Genomic DNA, 16,917 nt, shown 5'->3' with positions numbered 1-16,917 from the left:
CCCCCCCCCCCGCCGCTGCCATTGAGGTTAGCCCATTCAGGACGCCTGCTTCATCTCGTCGTAAGCGCCGAGGTAGTCACCGGCCAGTTGCTGCTTTTCCTTGTCGCGCAGCAGCTTGCCGGCCATCTGGAAGAAGGTGTGCTCCTCTTCCTTGAGATGATGCTCGACCTTGTGCGCCAGCGCCTTGGCCTGCGCCAGCCAGCTCGGGCTGCTGGGATCGGTTGCCTCGAGATCCTCGATCATCTCGTCCATCTGGTGATGCTCGGCAATCGCGTGGCGCGACAGGTCGACGCCCGCATCCTGCTGCATCAGGGGGATATAGAAATGGCGTTCCTCAGCCACCGAATGCACGGCCAGCTCCTGCTTGAGCTGAGAGAACAGGGCATGGCGCTCAGCGCTATCACCCTGGGTGGCGACCAGTTTCTGCGCCAGGTCGCGCTGAATGTCGTGGCTGATACGCAAGGCTTCGAAAATCGTCATGCGGGCATCTCCTCCTGAGTCACGGTCGAGTAGCACTAGACCATCAGCTCGGCGATAGGTGCCGCATCGCTTGCTCAACGCAGTTGACTGTCCTTGCTGCCGCGACGGTTGTACCCCGTGAAGGCCGCGTTCTCCCGGTCATGCTCGGCCTGGCAGTTGACGCACAGGCGCACGCCGGGAATGGCCAGGCGACGCGCCTCGGGAATGACCGCGTCGCACTCTTCGCAGTGACGCAGGCTCTCGCCTTTCGGCAACTGGCTACGGGCACGCGCAATGGCGTCCTCGATGCTGCTGTCGATCTGTTCCTGAACCGCGTCGTCGCTTGCCCAACCACCTGCCATGCTCGATCTCCTCCTGCTTGCCGGACAGATATGCGCCCGGCGCAGGCGAAGTGCAAGAGCTGCCCGTCGTTACTCGCGGACTTCCATGAACTCCTTGGCCCAGACGATGTAGTCCTCGGGCATGGTGTACTTGTGCGTCAGCTCGGTGGCGTTGAGGTCGCAGGGCTGGGCGCCGCGCTGCTCACGCAGGCAGTCGTAGGTGGCCTTGATCGCAGCGAAGTAGGCGGCGTGGCCGTTGACCACGATGCGCACGCCCAGGCGCGCCAGGCGCTCGTTGTCACGCAGCTCCGGATTGCCGTAGGTGACCAGCATCAGCGGCACCTTGAGGCCTTCGGCGATCTGTTCCAGGTGGGCGAAATCCTTCACCCCGACCAGGCAGATGCCATCGGCACCGGCAGCCTCGTAGGCGCGGGTGCGGCGGATCACTTCGTCCACCTCCAGTACGCCGGCATGGGTACGGGCGATGATCGCCAGATCCGGATCGACGCGTGCTTCCAGCGCCGCGAGGATCTTGCCAACGCCCTCTTCGACGGAAATCAGGTCGGTGGATTTGCGGCCGAACTGGGCCGGCAGCAGGGTGTCCTCGATGGTCAGCGCAGCGATGCCGGCGCGTTCCAGCTCGACCACGGTGCGCATCACGTTGAGCGCATTGCCGTAGCCGTGGTCGGCATCGGCGATCACCGGCAAGCGGGCGACGCGACCGATGCGCGCAGCCTGCTCGACGAATTCGCTAAGGGTGATCAGCGCGAAGTCCGGCGCGCCAAGCACCTGCAGAGACGCGACGGAGCCGCCGAGGATGCCGACCTCGAAGTCGAGATCGGCGGCGATGCGGGCCGACATCGGGTCGAAGACCGACGCGGTGTGATAACAGCGGTTGGAAGCCAGCAGGGCACGAAAGGCGCTGCGCAGCTCATGATGGGATGCACGTTGAAGGATGGGCATGGGGCGTATTCCAAAGTCGGTTGAATCGCTTTTTTCTCTTTTTAGTAATCGCGTAGACGTGATCAATGCTAGCGCAAGGCACTTGCGCCAAGCTTTCGCCCGTACTGCGCGTTCGGCGCATGTTGAGCGCCAATGCTGCTTCTACAGCAATTTATCGGCCAGCCAGCTCGGCCGGCAGTTGGGTGAAGAAACCACCGCTGGTGAGCAGGCCGTAGGCCATCCAGATGGCTACCGCCAGATAGGCCAGACGCGGCAGCCAGACCGCCAGCGCCTGCTGGCTGGCCGCGAGCTGCTCGCCCTGCAACTGGGCAAAGCGCAGCAGCGCCTGGCCTGGGCGACCGATGGCTTCGGCACTGCTCAGCAGGGCAATGAGCATCGGCTTGCCCGGGAAGGACAGCGCCTCGAACGCCCTGGCCAGGGACAGTCCGGCGGCGACGTGGGTCGCTGCCCTGGCGAGTTCCCGCCGCAGGCGCGCGTTGCCGAGCGTGTCACAGGCCCGTGGCAGCGCATCGAGTACCGGCACGCCGGCCTCCAGCAGCAGGCCGAGGCTGTCGCAGAAATTGCGCAGTTCCGCCCAGCCCTGCAGGCGCCCGAGCAGCGGCAGCGCCAACGACAGATCGTCGAGCAGCCCCGGACGCTGCGCTCGGCGCAGGTGCCAACGACGCCAGGCACTGCGCAACACCAGCCAGGCGGCGAACAGTGCGACAAGCGGCAGCAGCACGGCAGCCAGGTAACCGGACAGGCTCAGCGTACCGGCGACCAGATTGGGCAGCGGCTTGACCACCAGCGCCAACAACAGCACGCCGGCCGGCAGCAGCAAACGGGATTTGAGCGCCTGCGCCTGACGGTGCTGGGCGGCATAACGCTGCGCCAGTTGCGCCTGCATATGAGCGAGGTTGCCGGCGTCCTGCGCGGCTTTCAGCAGGGTGACTTCCAGTGGCGTGAATACGCCACTGAGTTGGCCGGAAGTCGCCAGGTCGCGCCCGCTGCTCACATGCTGGCGCAGCCGCTGCAGACGAGCGGCATGCCGCGTTTCCAGAGTCAGGCTAGTCAGCGCCTGTGCGATCGGCACGCCGGCCTGCTCCATGGCCGCCAGATGCTCGAACAGACGGGCACGTTGCTGAAGATCGAGCGAGGCTGCAGGGCTAGGCATGGAGGCAATCCGATGAGGCAATGGCACACAGCGTAACGGCCTGATCCGCAGGCGGCTACGGATCCAGCGGCGGCACGCTGGCCTGGGGCAGCCAGCGACGCAGAATCTCGCCCAGGCTACCGTCGTCGTGCATACCGGCCAGCGCCTGGCGCCAGCGCGCCACGAGGGCTGGATCGGTGCGCTTGGAAAAGGCGATGTAGTAGGCCGAACGCATGAACGGCACATGCGCCGTCACGTCATCCGGGCGCAGTTCGACCGCTGCCAGTTCGTAGGCCAGGGTCAGATCCTCGGTGGCGACCAGATTGACGCGCCCGAACTTGAGCATGGTCAGCATCTGCCGCGAACTGGGTACGCCATACAGGTTGGTGAAGCCGCGGTTGCTGAGTTCTTCGTAGGTGTACCAGCGCTTGGGCACCGCCAGCGGCCCGCTGGCAGCCGCCTGCTCCAGGGTGGTGATATTCAGCCCACGGGCTTTCATCGAGTAGAAGCTGGTGGTGCCGACCACGATCGGGCCGACCCATTGAAAGCGCGATTCCCGCTCGGCAGTGCGCACCGTGGAGAAAAGCCCCGTGTCGGCCTGGTGTTCGGCAAGATGGATGGCCCGCGTCCAGGGCATCAGCTCGATCCGCGCATCATCGCCGGTACGCGCGATCAGCGCCCTTACCACCGCCACCGAGAGACCGTCCAGCTTGCCGTCACGCTGGAAGCTCATCGGCGCGGCGTCTTCGGTCAACAGGCGCAACTGCGCTGTCGCGGGCAGCACCCACAGACAGATCAATGCGACAGCGAGACGTCCCCACACGGCAGTTCCTCCACTACAGATATCAGCCTAGCAGCCTCGACAGGATGCAGGCGAGCCTGCCGATCAGCGCCCCAGCAGCTCGGCCACTTCATCTTCCGTCGCCTGTGGGAACCACTGCCGATACAGGCGTTCCAGCGTGCCGTCGGCACGCATGGCTTGCAGTTGCGTCCGCCACTGCGCGACTCGTTTGGGCGAAATCTGCGCAGAGAAGGCGATATAGGAAGCGGTCGGCATCAGGTCGAATTGCCATTGCAGCTCGTCGGCGCACATGCCCTGCTCGGCCAGCATCGCGTCGAGACTCAGGTCGTTGGCGACGATCAGCTTCACCCGGCCATGACGAAACAGGCGCAGCATGTCGGTCGGCGTCGCCACGCCGTAGAGATTCTTCAACCCCTTGGCCGCCAGCACCTCGTGGCTGTACCACTGCTTGGGCACGGCGAGGGTGCCAACCTGGCGCAACTCGTCGAGGTTGCGCACCCGCAGGCGATCACTGCGACGGCTGTAGAAACCGGTACGCCCGACGGCGATGGGGCCGACCCACTGAAACTGATCTTCGCGCTGAGCCGTACGCACCACGGGAAACAGCGCGGCATCACGCTGTTGGCGAACCTGATGATAGCCGCGCGTCCAGGGCACCAGCTCGATCTGCGCGGGCTCGCCGGTGCGGCGTACCAGTTCCTCGACCACCTGCACCGCCATACCCTGCGGCCGCCCTGCTTCGAGGTAGCCGAATGGCCGGTTTTCCTCGGTGTACAGGTGCAGCTCAGCCGCCATGAGCGAGCGGCTCAGGCACGCCAGCAGCAGGTAAAACGCAGTGGACTTGAACATGGAGCACCATCGGCCAGGTGGGTGACCGACAACCAAAACGACCCACCAGACGCCGATCTTAAGGCGACCAAGCCGAGCCGTCACCCCGCCTGCAGCGCCCGTGGCAGGCCGACCTGGCTGTCTGCAAGCTGTCACCGCTCATACTTTTTCATACTCCAAGCGACGGTCGGGCTGGCTCTGCGCGCGCGCTCAGGCGATCATCAGCGTCCCATTCCGCTGTTCGATCGCCATGACCTCCACCACAGACAGCTCGACCCCGACTCACAAGCCGCGCCCGCTGATCGACCTGGCCATCAGCATCCTGATTCCCTCGTTCATCCTGATGAAGCTCAGCGGCGAACATCGCCTGGGGCCCGATGGCGCCCTGCTGCTGGCCCTCGCCTTCCCGCTGGGCTGGGGCGCGTTCGAGCTGATCAAGTACCGCAAATTCAACTTCATCGCCCTGCTCGGCCTGGTCAGCGTGGCGCTGACCGGCGGCATCGGCTTGCTGCACCTGGACACCCAGTGGCTGGCGGTCAAGGAGGCGACCATCCCCGGCCTGATCGGCATCGCCGTGCTGGTGTCGACGCGCACGCGCTACCCGCTGATCCGCACGCTGCTGTTCAACAAGACGGTGCTCAACGTCGACAAGATCCACGAGCGCCTGGAGCAAGGCGGCCATGTCGAGCATTTCGAGACGCGCCTGATGCGTGCCACCTACTGGCTCAGCGGCACCTTCTTCTTCTCCTCGGTGATGAACTATGTGCTGGCCAAGTGGATCGTGGTCAGCCCCTCGGGCACCGAGGCCTTCAACGACGAACTGGGCCGCATGACCCTGCTCAGCTACCCGATGATCGCCATTCCCTCGATGATCATGCTGATGGCGATCTTCTACTACCTGTGGAAAACCATCCACGGCCTCACCGGGCTGAGCCTGGAAGACATCATGGCGAATCAGGAGCGCCAGTCCTGAGCCGCTGACGCGGGCTGCCCATGCTGCTCTCGTCCGCTTATCTGGGGCTATTCCTCTCGGCATTCGGCGCCGCCACCCTGCTGCCTTTGCAGTCGGAGGCGGTGCTGGTGGCGCTGCTGCTTGGCGGCGCCCATCTCACCTGGCTCTTGTTGGCAGTAGCCACGCTGGGCAACGTGCTGGGCTCCTGGGTCAACTGGCTGCTGGGGCGTTCGCTGGAGCATCATCGGCACAAGCGCTGGTTCCCGGTCAGTGACGTGCGCCTGCAGCAGGCGCAGGCCTGGTACGCACGCTGCGGCCGTTGGTCGCTGTTGCTGAGCTGGCTGCCCCTGATCGGCGATCCTCTCACTCTGGTGGCCGGAGTGATGCGTGAACCGCTGTGGCGCTTTCTGCTCATCGTCACCCTGGCCAAGGGCATGCGCTATGCGGTTCTTGCCGCACTGACCCTGGCCTGGATATGAGCCGCGCATGCGATAAGCAGGAGCCCTTACAGCGCGCAAGGACATACGAGGTTACGCGCGGATCGTGCAAGGCAGTTGAGCAACGGACGCGCCTCCGTGATACTGCGCAGCGCGCTGCGCAGGCAAAGTCCCTGCACGGTCGCAGCAGGATCGGCCCACAAGGCCTGCCATCATCGAGCCTCGTCGCGGCTCGAGGCCCTGTTCAACGCCTCGGGGCCTATCGATTGAGGATTTGCAGTGTCCGTTGTTGAAGCCAAACCCAAACTGAAACGCAGCGATCTGATCTGGACGCTGATCGGTCTTGGCGCGGTGGTGCTATCCGGGTTCCTCCTCTATCGCGAACTGCGCAACATCTCCCTCGCCGAGATTCAGGGCAGCATCGAAGCGATCTCCCACATGAACTGGATTCTCGCCGCCGGCGCCACGCTGGGTGCCTACTGGGCGCTGGCCTGGTACGACCGCATCGCTGTCGCGCATCTGGGCAAGCGCATCCCCTGGCGCTTCATCACCCTCTGCTCCTTCACCACCTACGCCCTCGCCCACAACATCGGCGCCTCGGTGTTCTCTGGCGCCGTGGTGCGCTATCGCGCCTATCGCAGCAAGGGGCTGACGCCGCAGGAAATCGGCATCCTCATCGTCTTCTGCTCCTTCACCTTCGCCATCGGCACGATGCTGGCCAGCGGCTGCGTACTGATCGCCCAGCCCGACCTGATCCACCGGGTGCTGAACGTCACGCCGCTGCTGTCCGTCGCCATCGGCTCGCTGCTGCTGGTGATCGTCGCGCTCTACGTGCTCGGTTCCTGGCGCCAGTTCAAGCCCTGGACGCTGGGCAAGCTGCACATCGAATACCCGCGCCTGCCTATCGTCGGTCGCCAGTTGCTGGCCGGCCCGCTGGAGCTGCTCTGCGCCGCGGCGATCATCTACTTCGCCCTGCCTGCCGATAACCATCCCGGCTATCTGGTGGTGCTTGGCGTATTCCTCGCATCCTTCTCGCTGGCCCTGCTGTCGCATGCCCCGGGCGGCCTCGGCGTACTGGAAGTGAGCTTCCTCGCCGCCATGCCGGAGGTGCCTGCCGCCGACGTGCTCGCCGCGCTGATAGTGTTCCGCGTGTTCTACCTGCTGCTGCCATTCGCCCTGTCGCTGCTGGTGGTGCTGGGCTTCGAGTGGAGCCAGTGGAAGGAACGGCGACACAACGCCAACCTGCCCTCCTGAATCACGACTCGCGATGACGGCAGCGCTGACATAGAATGCGCGGCCGTTTTCGTGGCCTGCCCGCTGTGGCAGCCCCCCTCCGGGTCGTCGCCCTGCGACGTCGTCACCCTTCCCGGTAATTTTTCTGGCTGTCTGCATCATGTCCTTTTCCACTCCTGCCCGCGCCTGCGGCATCGACTTCGGTACCTCCAACTCCACCGTCGGCTGGTTTCGCCCCGGCCAGGACAGCCTGCTGCCCCTGGAAGACGGCAAGATCACCCTGCCCTCGGTGATCTTCTTCAACACCGAGGAGCGCCGCCCGGTCTACGGCCGCCTGGCCCTGCACGAGTACCTGGAAGGCTACGAAGGGCGCCTGATGCGCTCGCTGAAAAGCCTGCTCGGCTCCAAGCTGCTGAAGAGTGAAACCACGGTGCTGGGCAGCGCTCTGCCATTCAAGGAGCTGCTCGCCTTCTTCATCGGCGAGCTGAAAAAGCGTGCCGAAGCCCAGGCCGACCACGCCTTCGAGGAGGTGGTGCTGGGCCGCCCGGTGTTCTTCGTCGATGACGACCCGGCGGCCGACCAGGAAGCGCAGAACACCCTGGTGGCCGTGGCACACAAGCTCGGTTTCAAGGATGTGTCCTTCCAGTACGAGCCCATCGCGGCGGCCTTCGACTACGAGTCGAATCTGAACCGCGAGGAGCTGGTGCTGATCGTCGACATCGGCGGTGGTACCTCGGACTTCTCCCTGGTGCGCCTGGCGCCGGAACGTCATCACCTGGCCGAACGCCAGGGTGACATCCTCGCCACCGGCGGCGTGCACATCGGCGGCACCGACTTCGACAAGCAGTTGTCGCTGGCCGGGGTGATGCCGCTGTTCGGCTACGGCAGCCGGATGAAGAGCGACGCCTTCATGCCCACCAGCTACCACCTCAACCTGGCCACCTGGCACACCATCAACGCGCTGTACGCGCAGAAGACCCAGCTCGCCCTGCAGAACATGCGCTACGACATCGTCGACGCCACCGGCATCGACCGCCTGTTCGGCCTGATCGAACAGCGCGCCGGGCACTGGCTGGCGATGCAGGTGGAAGACAGCAAGATCGCCCTGAGCGAACAGGACGCCCGCCCCATCGACCTGTCGCGCGTCGAACCGGGCCTGGTCGCCGAGCTGACCCGCCCGCTGTTCGAGAACGCCATCGAACCGCTGCTCGAACGCATCCGTGCCAGCCTCACGCAGTTGCTCGCCGATGCCGGCATCACGGCCGATCAGGTCGACACGCTATTCTTCACCGGCGGCTCCAGCGGCGTGCCAGCGCTGCGCCAGAGCGTCGCGGCGATGCTGCCCAACGCGCGCAGCGTCGAAGGCAACACCTTCGGCAGTATTGGTAGTGGCCTGGCCATCGAAGCCAAGAAACGCTACGGCTAAGTTTTTTGTGGGAGGGGCTTTAGCCGCGACAAGAGCTCGCGGCTAAAGCCCCTCCTACGCCAGAAGCCCAACCTGTTCTCCCGTGCATCGCACTACAGGCCCTGAGTTATGCTTGCCACCCATCTGAATGTCCGAGGAATAGCGAGATGAAAGCCCAGCTGGAAGAACTGATCGCCAAGATAAGCTCCGGCTGCCTGCCCGCCGACGAGATCGCCCGCATCGCCGACGAAGCCGCGCAGGCCTATGCCGACCCGGCCGCCTTCCTCGCCGCCAACCCGGACGTCAACTACGACGACGAATTCCCCATCCCGCTGGGCGAGTGGGTGGTGGTCGGCAGCCTGCCGGAGACGGTACTGTTCCAGGCCGACAGCTATGAAGAGCTGTTCCAGCGCATCACCGAATCCTTCGGCCCGCAGGTGCAGTTCGTGCTCAAGGCCAAGCAACTGGCCAAGACCGAACCGCTGAAAGCGCTGAACCGCATTCAGGTGCAACTCTCGGCACTGTCGCCGGAAACCGGTGGCTACGTGCTGGTGGACTTCAGCGAGCCGCTGGATGACGAGCTGCAGGCGGTGCTGGTGTATGCCAGCGACCTGCCTCGGGTACTGGCGCTGGCGGTGGAAGTGGGCATCTATGCGGCACCGGCGCTGGAAGCAGCGCAAGCCCGGGCGGATGCCTGAGCCCTGAGGGAACGCCCGTCCCTGGCCGCAGTCACTAGCTCTATTCGATCAGCCACAACCGCAAGGAAATCGTCATGAAGATTTTGCTGGTACTGACTTCCCACGACCGCCTCGGCGACACCGGCCACAAGACCGGCTTCTGGCTGGAAGAGTTCGCCGCGCCCTATTACAGCTTCAAGGATGCCGGCGCCCAGTTGACCCTGGCGTCGCCCAAGGGCGGGCAGCCGCCCATCGATCCGAAGAGCGATGACGAGAGCGCACAAACCGACGCCACTCGGCGCTTCGCCGGTGATGCCGAGGCCCAGCGCGAACTGGCCAACACCCTGCCGCTGGCGCAGGTGCGTGCAGAAGACTTCGATGCGCTGTTCTACCCCGGCGGCCATGGCCCGCTGTGGGATCTGGCCGAAAGCGCCGACTCCATCGCCCTGATCGAACGCTTCCAGGCGCTCGGCAAGCCGGTCGGTGCGGTCTGCCATGCGCCAGGCGTGCTGCGCCACGTCAAGGGCAGCGATGGCAAGCCGCTGGTCGCCGGCAAACGCGTCACCGGTTTCAGCAACAGCGAAGAGGACGCGGTGCAACTGACCGATGTAGTGCCCTTCCTGGTCGAGGACATGCTCAAGGCCAACGGCGGCCTGTATGCCCGTGGCGATGACTGGCAGAGCCATGTCGAGGTCGATGGCCTGCTGGTCACCGGGCAGAACCCGGCTTCCTCCGAGGCCAGCGCCGAAGCGCTGCTCGGTCTGCTTGAGGGGCGCGCATGAGCATCGCCATCTTTGCCAGCATTCATGCCAGGCCCGAACACCGCGACGAAGTGCTGCAAGCGCTGCGGCAGATGGTCAGCGCCACCCGCGCCGAGCCCGGCAACCTGCGCTACGACCTGTTCGAGCGCGACGGCGCGCCCGGCACCTTCGATCTCTACGAGCTATATGTGGATCGCGAAGCGGTGGAGGCACATCGGCAAAGCGCGCATTACGCCGACTACCGCCAGCGCACCGCCGCCTGGCTGGCCACCCCACCCGAGGTGAAGGTCGGCCTGCCGCTGGATCTGGCCCCTTGAACCGACCTGCGGGCGTCATCTGACGCCCGCACTCAGAAGCCCATCAGCATCATCCAGGCCGGCAGACTGACTGCCGCCAACAGCGTCGACAGCGAGATCGCCGCACTGACGCTGCGGTTGTCCTCGGCCGTGCGGGAAAACGCCATCACGTTGACCCCGCTCGGGCAGGCTGCCAGCAGCACCATCACCGTTCGCGCGGCATCGTTGAGGCCTGGCAGCAGGCCACTCAATGTCCACACCAAGGCCGGGAACAGCAGCAGCTTGACCAGCGCCACGCCCCAGGCCTCGGCAGTCGGGCGCAAGCGATAGCGCGACAGACTCGCGCCCAGCACGATCAGTGCACAAGGCAGGGCAGCCTGGCCCAGCCAGGTCACCGCGCGCCACAGGCTTTCTGGCACCACCAGCCCGGAAAGATTGAGCAAGGCGCCCAGCAGCAGACCGATGATCATCGGGTTGGCCAGGTTCTTCAGCAGCGCACGGCCATCGACCCGCTCCTGGCTGCCGAAGGCCGCATAGAAGCTCTGCAGGGAAAACAGCGTGAGACTGTGGAACACCAGGATGGCGAACACATATACCAGCCCGGCTGCGCCCATCAGACTGGTGACCAGCGGAATGCCCACCAGCACGTTGTTGGAGAACGCCGCCACCAGCCCCAGCGGCGTGGCCGCACCGCGTCGCCAGTGGGCGACAGCGTTGACCAGCACGAACACCAGCAACACCGGCAGGTAGTAACCCAGCAGCAACATCGGCGATAGACCTTCGGCCAGGTGCGCCTTGGCGATACCGGTGAACAGCAGCGTGGGCATGAACAGCTTGAAGGTGATATTGGCCAGCCCGGCGGCTGATTCAGCATTGAGCCACTGGCGCCAGCCCAGCACGTAGCCGAGCACGATCAGGGCGAAGATCGGCAGGATTGCCTGAACCGCGAGCATGAGTGAGCCAGCCTCCGGGAAATGCCAAACAGGCGTGAAGCGAAGCGAATCCGCAAAAGCCGCCCAGCATACGCGTGCCCGCGGCGCGATGCGACGCCTCTGGACAACGACCCGGCTCACGGCGGAAACGGCCGAGCTAGAGGCCGCCGGGCAAGTATTGAGACCATCGATGATCACTATCAGGCCAGTCAAGTTCTGCTCCCGGCCCTGGGCCGGGACAATTGCCTCCGACGCTACTTATCACTCCCGACGGAGACACAGACATGAAAACTCAACTGACCCTCACCGCCCTTGCCCTTACCCTGCTGACCTCCAGCGCATTCGCCCTGCCGAGTGGCGCGCCGTTCCCGCTGGTGGGCGAACATCAGGACAGCCAGATCCAACACCAACCGCTGACGCCCGTTGCCGAAAACGGCTCCGAACGCACACCGGGTGCACGGCACGCACAAGTCGCCGAAGGCGGCTATGAGCGCACTCCGGGCGCTCAGCACGTGCAGGTCGCCGAAGGTGGTTACGAGCGCACGCCCGGCGCACAGCGCGTAGAAGTCGCAGAAGGTGGCTATGAACGCACCCCAGGCGCACAGCACGTACAGATCGCCGAAGGTGGCTATGAACGCACTCCAGGCGCACAGCACGTGCAACTGGCCGAAGGCGGCTCGGATCGCCTGATCGAACAGCGCGCTCACGACGTCTGAGCGCGTCTGTCTCCACCCCCTCAAAGCCCGGCGGACGCCGGGCTTTTACTTTCCGCTCAAACCGTAGCGACCGGTGGCAGACGGTAGATCCAGATCCGCCGCAGCACCGTCGCGAACTGGCCCCACAGGCTGCCGCAGTTGTAGTGCTGGCCATAACGCTCTGCGATCAAGCGCACCTCACGTGCCAGTTCGGCATAGCGCCGTGCAGGCAGATCAGGGAATAGGTGATGCTCGATCTGATGGCTGAGGTTGCCGGTGAGGATATGCAACAACGGCCCACCAGACAGGTTGCTCGAACCGCGTAACTGGCGCAGGTACCAGTGGCCACGTGTCTCGCCCTGCAAGACGTCGGGCGAAAACACCGCTGCCTTCTCGGTGAAATGGCCGCAGAAGATCACCAGAAAGGTCCACAGGTTGCGCAGCAGATTGGCGACCACGTTGCCCGCCAGCACGGCCAGGGCGTTGGCGCCCAGCAGCAGGGCCAGCAACGGGAAGATCAGATAATCCTTGCCCCACTGCCGCGCCAGCTTGGCGCCGAACTGGCGAGCCAGCGGACGCACCTCGTCCTTGCTGATACGCCCCTTGATCAGCTTGTCCAGGCGCAGGTGCTGGATGGCCACGGCGTACTGGAACAGCAACGCCTGGATCGTCACCCATAACGGCTGCCAGCGGTAAAAAGGCTTCCAGCGCTGCTCGGGGAACAGCCGCACCACGCCATAGCCGACATCGTCGTCCATGCCCAGCACGTTGGTGTAGGTGTGGTGCACGTGGTTGTGCGTATGCCGCCAGAAATCCGCAGGGCCGACGATGTCCCACTCGTACTGGCGCCCGGCAAATTCCGGGTCGTTCATCCAGTCGTATTGGCCATGCATGACGTTATGGCCCAGCTCCATGTTCTCGAGGATCTTGCCCAGCCCCAGCAAGAAGGTGCCGAGCAGCCAGGTCGGCGGGAACCAGCCGAGCATCAGCAGCGCCCGGCCACTCCAGCAGCACAGACACACCGCGCCACGTATACGGCGGATATAACGCGCATCGGCCTCCCCCAGGTCAGCCAGGGTACGCTGGCGCAGGGCATCCAGTTCGGCACCGAAGGCCTCCAGCTCGGCGGGACTTAGTTCGCGATCAGGACGGATGTTCACAGGTCGATCTCCACATCCCCGTGCGGGGCGCTGACACACAGTCGAATGGGTTGATTGGGCTCGGCGAACAACGCGCCGCTGCGCAGATCCCGCACCACGCCACCGAGCAGGGTGCAGGTACAACTGGCACAGATACCCTGGCGACAGCCATGAGCCGGGCGCAAACCACTGGCCTCGGCCTGTTCCAGCAGGCTCAGCTGACTGCTTCCCTGCACCTGCTGGCCGCTACGGGCGAAACGCAGTTGCACGTCGCGCACGTCATCGGCGGCAAGCGGCTGCAGCGGGCTGAAACTCTCCACCTGCAGCGTGCCGCTGCGCGTCCACCAGCCCTGCAGTTGTTCAACAAAACCCTGTGGGCCACAGGCAATCAGGTGCTCGCCGCCGATCTCGTCGAATTGCTCGCGGCGGAGACGTCCGCCCGACTCACCACTGACGACCCAGCACAACTGCAGATTGCGATGGCGCTCGGCCAAGGCCTGCAGTTCCTCGACGAAGGCACGCTGGCCCTGCCGACGCACCTGGTGCAGCAGTGTGATCGGCGCGCTGAAGCCACGCGCCAGGGCGTCGCGCAGCAGCCCCAGCAGCGGCGTGATACCACTGCCGGCAGCAGCCAGCAGCACCGCACGCCCGTCATCCGGCCATTGCAGCTCGCCAAAGGCCGGCGCCAGTTCCAGCACCTGGCCGACCGCCAGGCGATCCAGCAACATGTTGGACAGACGCCCACCCGGCTGCCGCTTGATCGCCAACTCGATACGCCCATCGCGCCCCACGGCGGTCAGGCTGTAGCTGCGCCCATGGCGCACGCCATCCTGCTCCAGGTAGAGCTGCACATGCTGGCCGGCACGCCAGCCAAGCTGATTGCCATTGCAGCGCAGGGTCAGCGCCAGCATGTCCTCGGCCACCCAACGGCGCGCCTCGACCTGGGCGAATACGCGCTGCAGCCGCAGCACCGGATGCAGCAGGCGCAAACACAAATCGACATCAGCCTCGCGCAGCCAGCCACGCGCACAGAGCCAACGCAGCGGTTGCAGGGCGGGCGCCAGGCGGCGCGCGAGGGAAAACGGAATCAGGGGCATGCAACGGCCTTTTCAGTGAACAACTGTTCACAATGCTGGCAGCGCTGGCAAAACGAGTCAACACTCGTTCACTGAAATACCCCGCCCGGTTCGACGCTGCCCCGGCGCATTTGCTAGAGTGCCGCATCGCTCAAAGACCCGATCCGCATGACGCCACGCGCCGAACAGAAGCAGCAGACCCGCCAGGCCCTGATGCACGCCGCCCTCACTCTGATGGAGAGCGGGCGCGGCTTCGGCAGCCTGAGCCTGCGTGAAGTAACGCGCGTCGCCGGTATCGTGCCCACCGGCTTCTACCGCCATTTCGCCGATATGGACGAACTGGGCCTGGCCCTGGTGGCAGAGGTGGGCGAGACCTTCCGCGCCGCGATCCGCCAGGTGCGCCGCCATGAGTTCGAGATGCGCGGCATGATCGATGCCTCGGTGCGCATCTTCCTCGCCGAGGTAGCGGCCAACCACGGCCAGTTCCTCTTCCTCGCCCGCGAGCAATACGGCGGCTCGCGAACCGTGCGTCAGGCCATTGCCGCCCTGCGTGAACGCATCACAAGCGATTTGGCCGCCGACCTCAAACTGATGAACCGCATGCCGCAACTGGATGACGCCGGCCTCGACGTGGTCTCGGATCTGGTGGTCAAGACCGTGTTCGCCACCCTGCCCGAGCTGATCGACCCGCCCGCCGACAACCTCCCCGCGCACCTGAGCGCCGAGGCCAAGGTCATTCAGCAACTGCGCTTCATCATGATCGGCGGCAAGCACTGGATGGGCCTGGGCAAGCCGAGCGAATAAATCGCACCAGATCAGTGCAAGAAAATCGCCGGCCGCACCAAATAAATCCTGACCATACCGCCAAGTCAGCCACTGACGGCCAAAATGCGCCGTGCACCAGCCTTGGCAAGGCCCTTGCACTATTTCCGGGCACACTGCCCCGGAATCGATGCACATGCTGGTTATCCACACCCGAATCGCACCACAGACCACCTGTGATGCCGAACTGGAACTGACCTTCGAGGCGCGCAGCAAGAGTCGTCTGCGCTGCTTCACCACCAGCGGTGAGGAGGTCGGCCTGTTCCTCGAACGCGGCCAGGCCGCCCTGGCCGATGGCGAATATCTGCAGGCCAATGACGGTCGCATCGTGCGCGTGCGCGCCAAGGCCGAGCCGCTGCTGCATGTCACCTGCGCCAGCCCCTTCGAGCTGATGCGCGCCGCCTACCACCTGGGCAATCGCCACGTCGCCCTGCAACTGGGCGATGGCTGGCTACGCCTGCCCGACGACTATGTGCTCAAGGCCATGCTCGAACAGCTCGGCGCCCAGGTCGACACCATCGAAGCGCCTTACCAGCCGGAGCAAGGCGCCTACGGCGGCGGCCATCATCATTCGCACCATGGCGACGCCGAGTTCAACTACGGCCCGCGTCTTCACCAATTCGGCGTACGCACGTGACCGTATCCCTGTCCGGATCGGCCTGGGCACTGCTGCGCCTGGCCAGCCCGCAACTGCCAATTGGCGGCTACAGCTACTCGCAGGGCCTGGAATGGGCCATCGACAGCGGCCTGATCAAGGATGCCGACAGCGCCGAGCGCTGGCTGAGCGATCAACTGTCGCTCAACCTCTCGCGTTTCGAGGCGCCCTTGCTGCTGGCGCACTGCCGCGCCGCTGCGAGCGGCAACTGGCAAGAGCTGCTGGAACTGGCCGAGCGCCATCGCGGCAGCCGTGAAACCCGCGAACTGGCCCTGGAAAGCCGGCAGATGGGCTATTCGCTCAGGCAACTGCTCGAAGGCCTGCCGGAACTGGATGACGACGCCCGCCGCGTTCTCGCCGAGCACTCCGAGCCGGGCCTGGCCCTGGCCTGGGCGCTGGCCGCACGCGCCTGGCAGATCGCCCCGGACGATGCCCTGGCCGCCTGGCTCTGGGGCTGGCTGGAGAACCAGCTCGCCGTATTGATGAAGGTGCTGCCCATGGGCCAGCAGGCCGCCCAGCGCCTGACCAGCCGCCTGCTGCCGCAGCTCGATGCCGCGCAGCAGCAGGCCGCCACTCTTTCTCCTGAACACTGGGGCAGCGCCGCTTTCGGCCTGGCCCTGGCGAGCATGGCGCACGAGCGCCAGTACTCGCGTCTCTTCCGCTCCTGACGAGGAACAACAGCAAATGAACAGCCAACCCCTGCGTGTCGGCATCGGCGGCCCGGTCGGTTCCGGCAAGACCGCCCTCACCCTGGCCCTGTGCCGCGCCCTGCGCGAGCGCTACAACATCGCCGTAGTCACCAACGACATCTACACCCAGGAAGACGCCCAGTTCCTGGTGCGCAACGAAGCCCTGGAGCCTGAGCGCATCATCGGCGTGGAAACCGGCGGCTGCCCGCACACCGCCATCCGCGAGGACGCCTCGATCAACCTGGAAGCGGTCGAGCAGCTCAACCGCCGCTTCCCGGGACTCGACCTGATCATCGTCGAGTCCGGTGGCGACAACCTGTCGGCCACCTTCAGCCCGGAACTCTCCGACCTGACCCTGTACGTGATCGACGTGGCGGCGGGCGACAAGCTGCCGCGCAAGGGCGGCCCGGGCATCTGCAAATCCGACCTGCTGGTGATCAACAAGATCGACCTGGCACCGATGGTCGGCGCCTCACTGGAAGTGATGGAGCGCGACACCCTGAAGATGCGCGGCGACAAGCCTTTCGTCTTCAGTAACCAGAAAGTCGGCCAGGGTCTCGACGAGATCATCGCCTTCATCGAACGCCAGGGCATGCTCACCGCGGCCTGATTCCCTCAAGGAG

21 protein-coding genes are annotated in these 16,917 nt (G+C 65.1%); 12 read left to right on the top strand and 9 right to left on the bottom strand.

Features of this window, described 5'->3' with window-relative positions; translation table 11 throughout:
- Positions 1–36: 36 nt before the first annotated feature.
- From ACODS1_RS07800 to ACODS1_RS07775, 6 genes are all read right to left on the bottom strand, one after another.
- Positions 37–480: a hemerythrin domain-containing protein gene (locus ACODS1_RS07800; protein ID WP_489085178.1), complete on the bottom strand. Its 444-nt coding sequence runs from the start codon at positions 478–480 to the stop codon at positions 37–39.
- A 74-nt stretch (positions 481–554) separates the two neighbouring features.
- Positions 555–821: a DksA/TraR family C4-type zinc finger protein gene (locus ACODS1_RS07795; RefSeq protein ID WP_489085177.1), complete on the bottom strand. Its 267-nt coding sequence runs from the start codon at positions 819–821 to the stop codon at positions 555–557.
- Between the two features lie 69 nt (positions 822–890).
- Positions 891–1,763 carry an isocitrate lyase/PEP mutase family protein gene (locus tag ACODS1_RS07790; RefSeq protein WP_322979717.1) on the bottom strand — a complete coding sequence of 291 codons (873 nt, stop codon included), beginning with the start codon at positions 1,761–1,763 and terminating at the stop codon, positions 891–893.
- A gap of 151 nt (positions 1,764–1,914) precedes the next feature.
- A complete protein-coding gene (locus ACODS1_RS07785; protein WP_489085176.1) occupies positions 1,915–2,916 on the bottom strand; it encodes a type II secretion system F family protein in 1,002 nt (333 codons plus the stop codon).
- Positions 2,917–2,971: 55 nt separating this feature from the next.
- A complete protein-coding gene (locus tag ACODS1_RS07780; RefSeq protein WP_489085175.1) occupies positions 2,972–3,718 on the bottom strand; it encodes a substrate-binding periplasmic protein in 747 nt (248 codons plus the stop codon).
- Positions 3,719–3,781: 63 nt separating this feature from the next.
- Positions 3,782–4,546, bottom strand: coding sequence for a substrate-binding periplasmic protein (locus tag ACODS1_RS07775; protein WP_489085174.1), 765 nt, complete (start codon positions 4,544–4,546; stop codon positions 3,782–3,784).
- A gap of 229 nt (positions 4,547–4,775) precedes the next feature.
- Here ACODS1_RS07775 and ACODS1_RS07770 point away from each other — a divergent pair, with 229 nt between their 5' ends.
- The 7 genes from ACODS1_RS07770 (at position 4,776) to ACODS1_RS07740 (ending at position 10,307) form a co-directional block, all read left to right on the top strand.
- Positions 4,776–5,498, top strand: a complete 723-nt coding sequence (locus ACODS1_RS07770; RefSeq protein WP_489085173.1) for a VC0807 family protein — start codon at positions 4,776–4,778, stop codon at positions 5,496–5,498.
- A 20-nt stretch (positions 5,499–5,518) separates the two neighbouring features.
- Positions 5,519–5,956, top strand: coding sequence for a YqaA family protein (locus tag ACODS1_RS07765; protein WP_489085172.1), 438 nt, complete (start codon positions 5,519–5,521; stop codon positions 5,954–5,956).
- Positions 5,957–6,193: 237 nt separating this feature from the next.
- Positions 6,194–7,168, top strand: coding sequence for a lysylphosphatidylglycerol synthase transmembrane domain-containing protein (locus ACODS1_RS07760; RefSeq protein ID WP_489085171.1), 975 nt, complete (start codon positions 6,194–6,196; stop codon positions 7,166–7,168).
- A gap of 139 nt (positions 7,169–7,307) precedes the next feature.
- Entirely contained in the window at positions 7,308–8,573 is a 1,266-nt protein-coding gene (locus tag ACODS1_RS07755) for an Hsp70 family protein (protein ID WP_489085170.1), read from the top strand.
- A gap of 146 nt (positions 8,574–8,719) precedes the next feature.
- A complete protein-coding gene (locus ACODS1_RS07750; RefSeq protein ID WP_489085169.1) occupies positions 8,720–9,250 on the top strand; it encodes a hypothetical protein in 531 nt (176 codons plus the stop codon).
- Between the two features lie 74 nt (positions 9,251–9,324).
- Complete coding sequence (locus tag ACODS1_RS07745; RefSeq protein WP_489085168.1) at positions 9,325–10,011, top strand: type 1 glutamine amidotransferase domain-containing protein; 687 nt, start codon at positions 9,325–9,327, stop codon at positions 10,009–10,011.
- Positions 10,008–10,307 (top strand): putative quinol monooxygenase, encoded by a 300-nt coding sequence (locus ACODS1_RS07740; protein WP_489085167.1) that lies wholly within the window; start codon positions 10,008–10,010, stop codon positions 10,305–10,307. The genes ACODS1_RS07745 and ACODS1_RS07740 overlap by 4 nt, the downstream gene beginning before the upstream one ends.
- A gap of 32 nt (positions 10,308–10,339) precedes the next feature.
- Here ACODS1_RS07740 and ACODS1_RS07735 read toward each other — a convergent pair whose 3' ends face one another.
- Positions 10,340–11,239 (bottom strand): AEC family transporter, encoded by a 900-nt coding sequence (locus ACODS1_RS07735; protein ID WP_489085166.1) that lies wholly within the window; start codon positions 11,237–11,239, stop codon positions 10,340–10,342.
- Positions 11,240–11,502: 263 nt separating this feature from the next.
- Here ACODS1_RS07735 and ACODS1_RS07730 point away from each other — a divergent pair, with 263 nt between their 5' ends.
- On the top strand, positions 11,503–11,934 hold the full coding sequence (locus ACODS1_RS07730; RefSeq protein ID WP_489085165.1) for a hypothetical protein: 432 nt from the start codon (positions 11,503–11,505) through the stop codon (positions 11,932–11,934).
- A 56-nt stretch (positions 11,935–11,990) separates the two neighbouring features.
- Here ACODS1_RS07730 and ACODS1_RS07725 read toward each other — a convergent pair whose 3' ends face one another.
- Together ACODS1_RS07725 and ACODS1_RS07720 are read right to left on the bottom strand one after the other, a co-directional pair.
- Positions 11,991–13,073 carry a fatty acid desaturase family protein gene (locus tag ACODS1_RS07725; protein WP_489085164.1) on the bottom strand — a complete coding sequence of 361 codons (1,083 nt, stop codon included), beginning with the start codon at positions 13,071–13,073 and terminating at the stop codon, positions 11,991–11,993.
- On the bottom strand, positions 13,070–14,149 hold the full coding sequence (locus ACODS1_RS07720; protein ID WP_489085163.1) for a ferredoxin reductase: 1,080 nt from the start codon (positions 14,147–14,149) through the stop codon (positions 13,070–13,072). The genes ACODS1_RS07725 and ACODS1_RS07720 overlap by 4 nt, the downstream gene beginning before the upstream one ends.
- A gap of 147 nt (positions 14,150–14,296) precedes the next feature.
- Here ACODS1_RS07720 and ACODS1_RS07715 point away from each other — a divergent pair, with 147 nt between their 5' ends.
- From ACODS1_RS07715 to ureG, 4 genes are all read left to right on the top strand, one after another.
- The gene (locus ACODS1_RS07715) at positions 14,297–14,932 is read left to right on the top strand and encodes a TetR family transcriptional regulator (protein ID WP_489085162.1); all 636 of its coding nucleotides are present in this window, start codon (positions 14,297–14,299) and stop codon (positions 14,930–14,932) included.
- Positions 14,933–15,086: 154 nt separating this feature from the next.
- Positions 15,087–15,587 (top strand): urease accessory protein UreE, encoded by a 501-nt coding sequence (gene ureE / locus ACODS1_RS07710; RefSeq protein ID WP_489085161.1) that lies wholly within the window; start codon positions 15,087–15,089, stop codon positions 15,585–15,587.
- A gap of 8 nt (positions 15,588–15,595) precedes the next feature.
- Complete coding sequence (locus tag ACODS1_RS07705) at positions 15,596–16,273, top strand: urease accessory protein UreF (RefSeq protein WP_489085185.1); 678 nt, start codon at positions 15,596–15,598, stop codon at positions 16,271–16,273.
- A gap of 16 nt (positions 16,274–16,289) precedes the next feature.
- Positions 16,290–16,904 carry an urease accessory protein UreG gene (gene ureG, locus ACODS1_RS07700; protein ID WP_159970192.1) on the top strand — a complete coding sequence of 205 codons (615 nt, stop codon included), beginning with the start codon at positions 16,290–16,292 and terminating at the stop codon, positions 16,902–16,904.
- Positions 16,905–16,917 lie beyond the last annotated feature (13 nt).

This window comes from Pseudomonas sp. FG29 (genome assembly GCF_057809355.1).
Note: the sequence above shows the minus strand (reverse complement) of the source record. Positions and strands in the feature narration are given on the sequence as shown.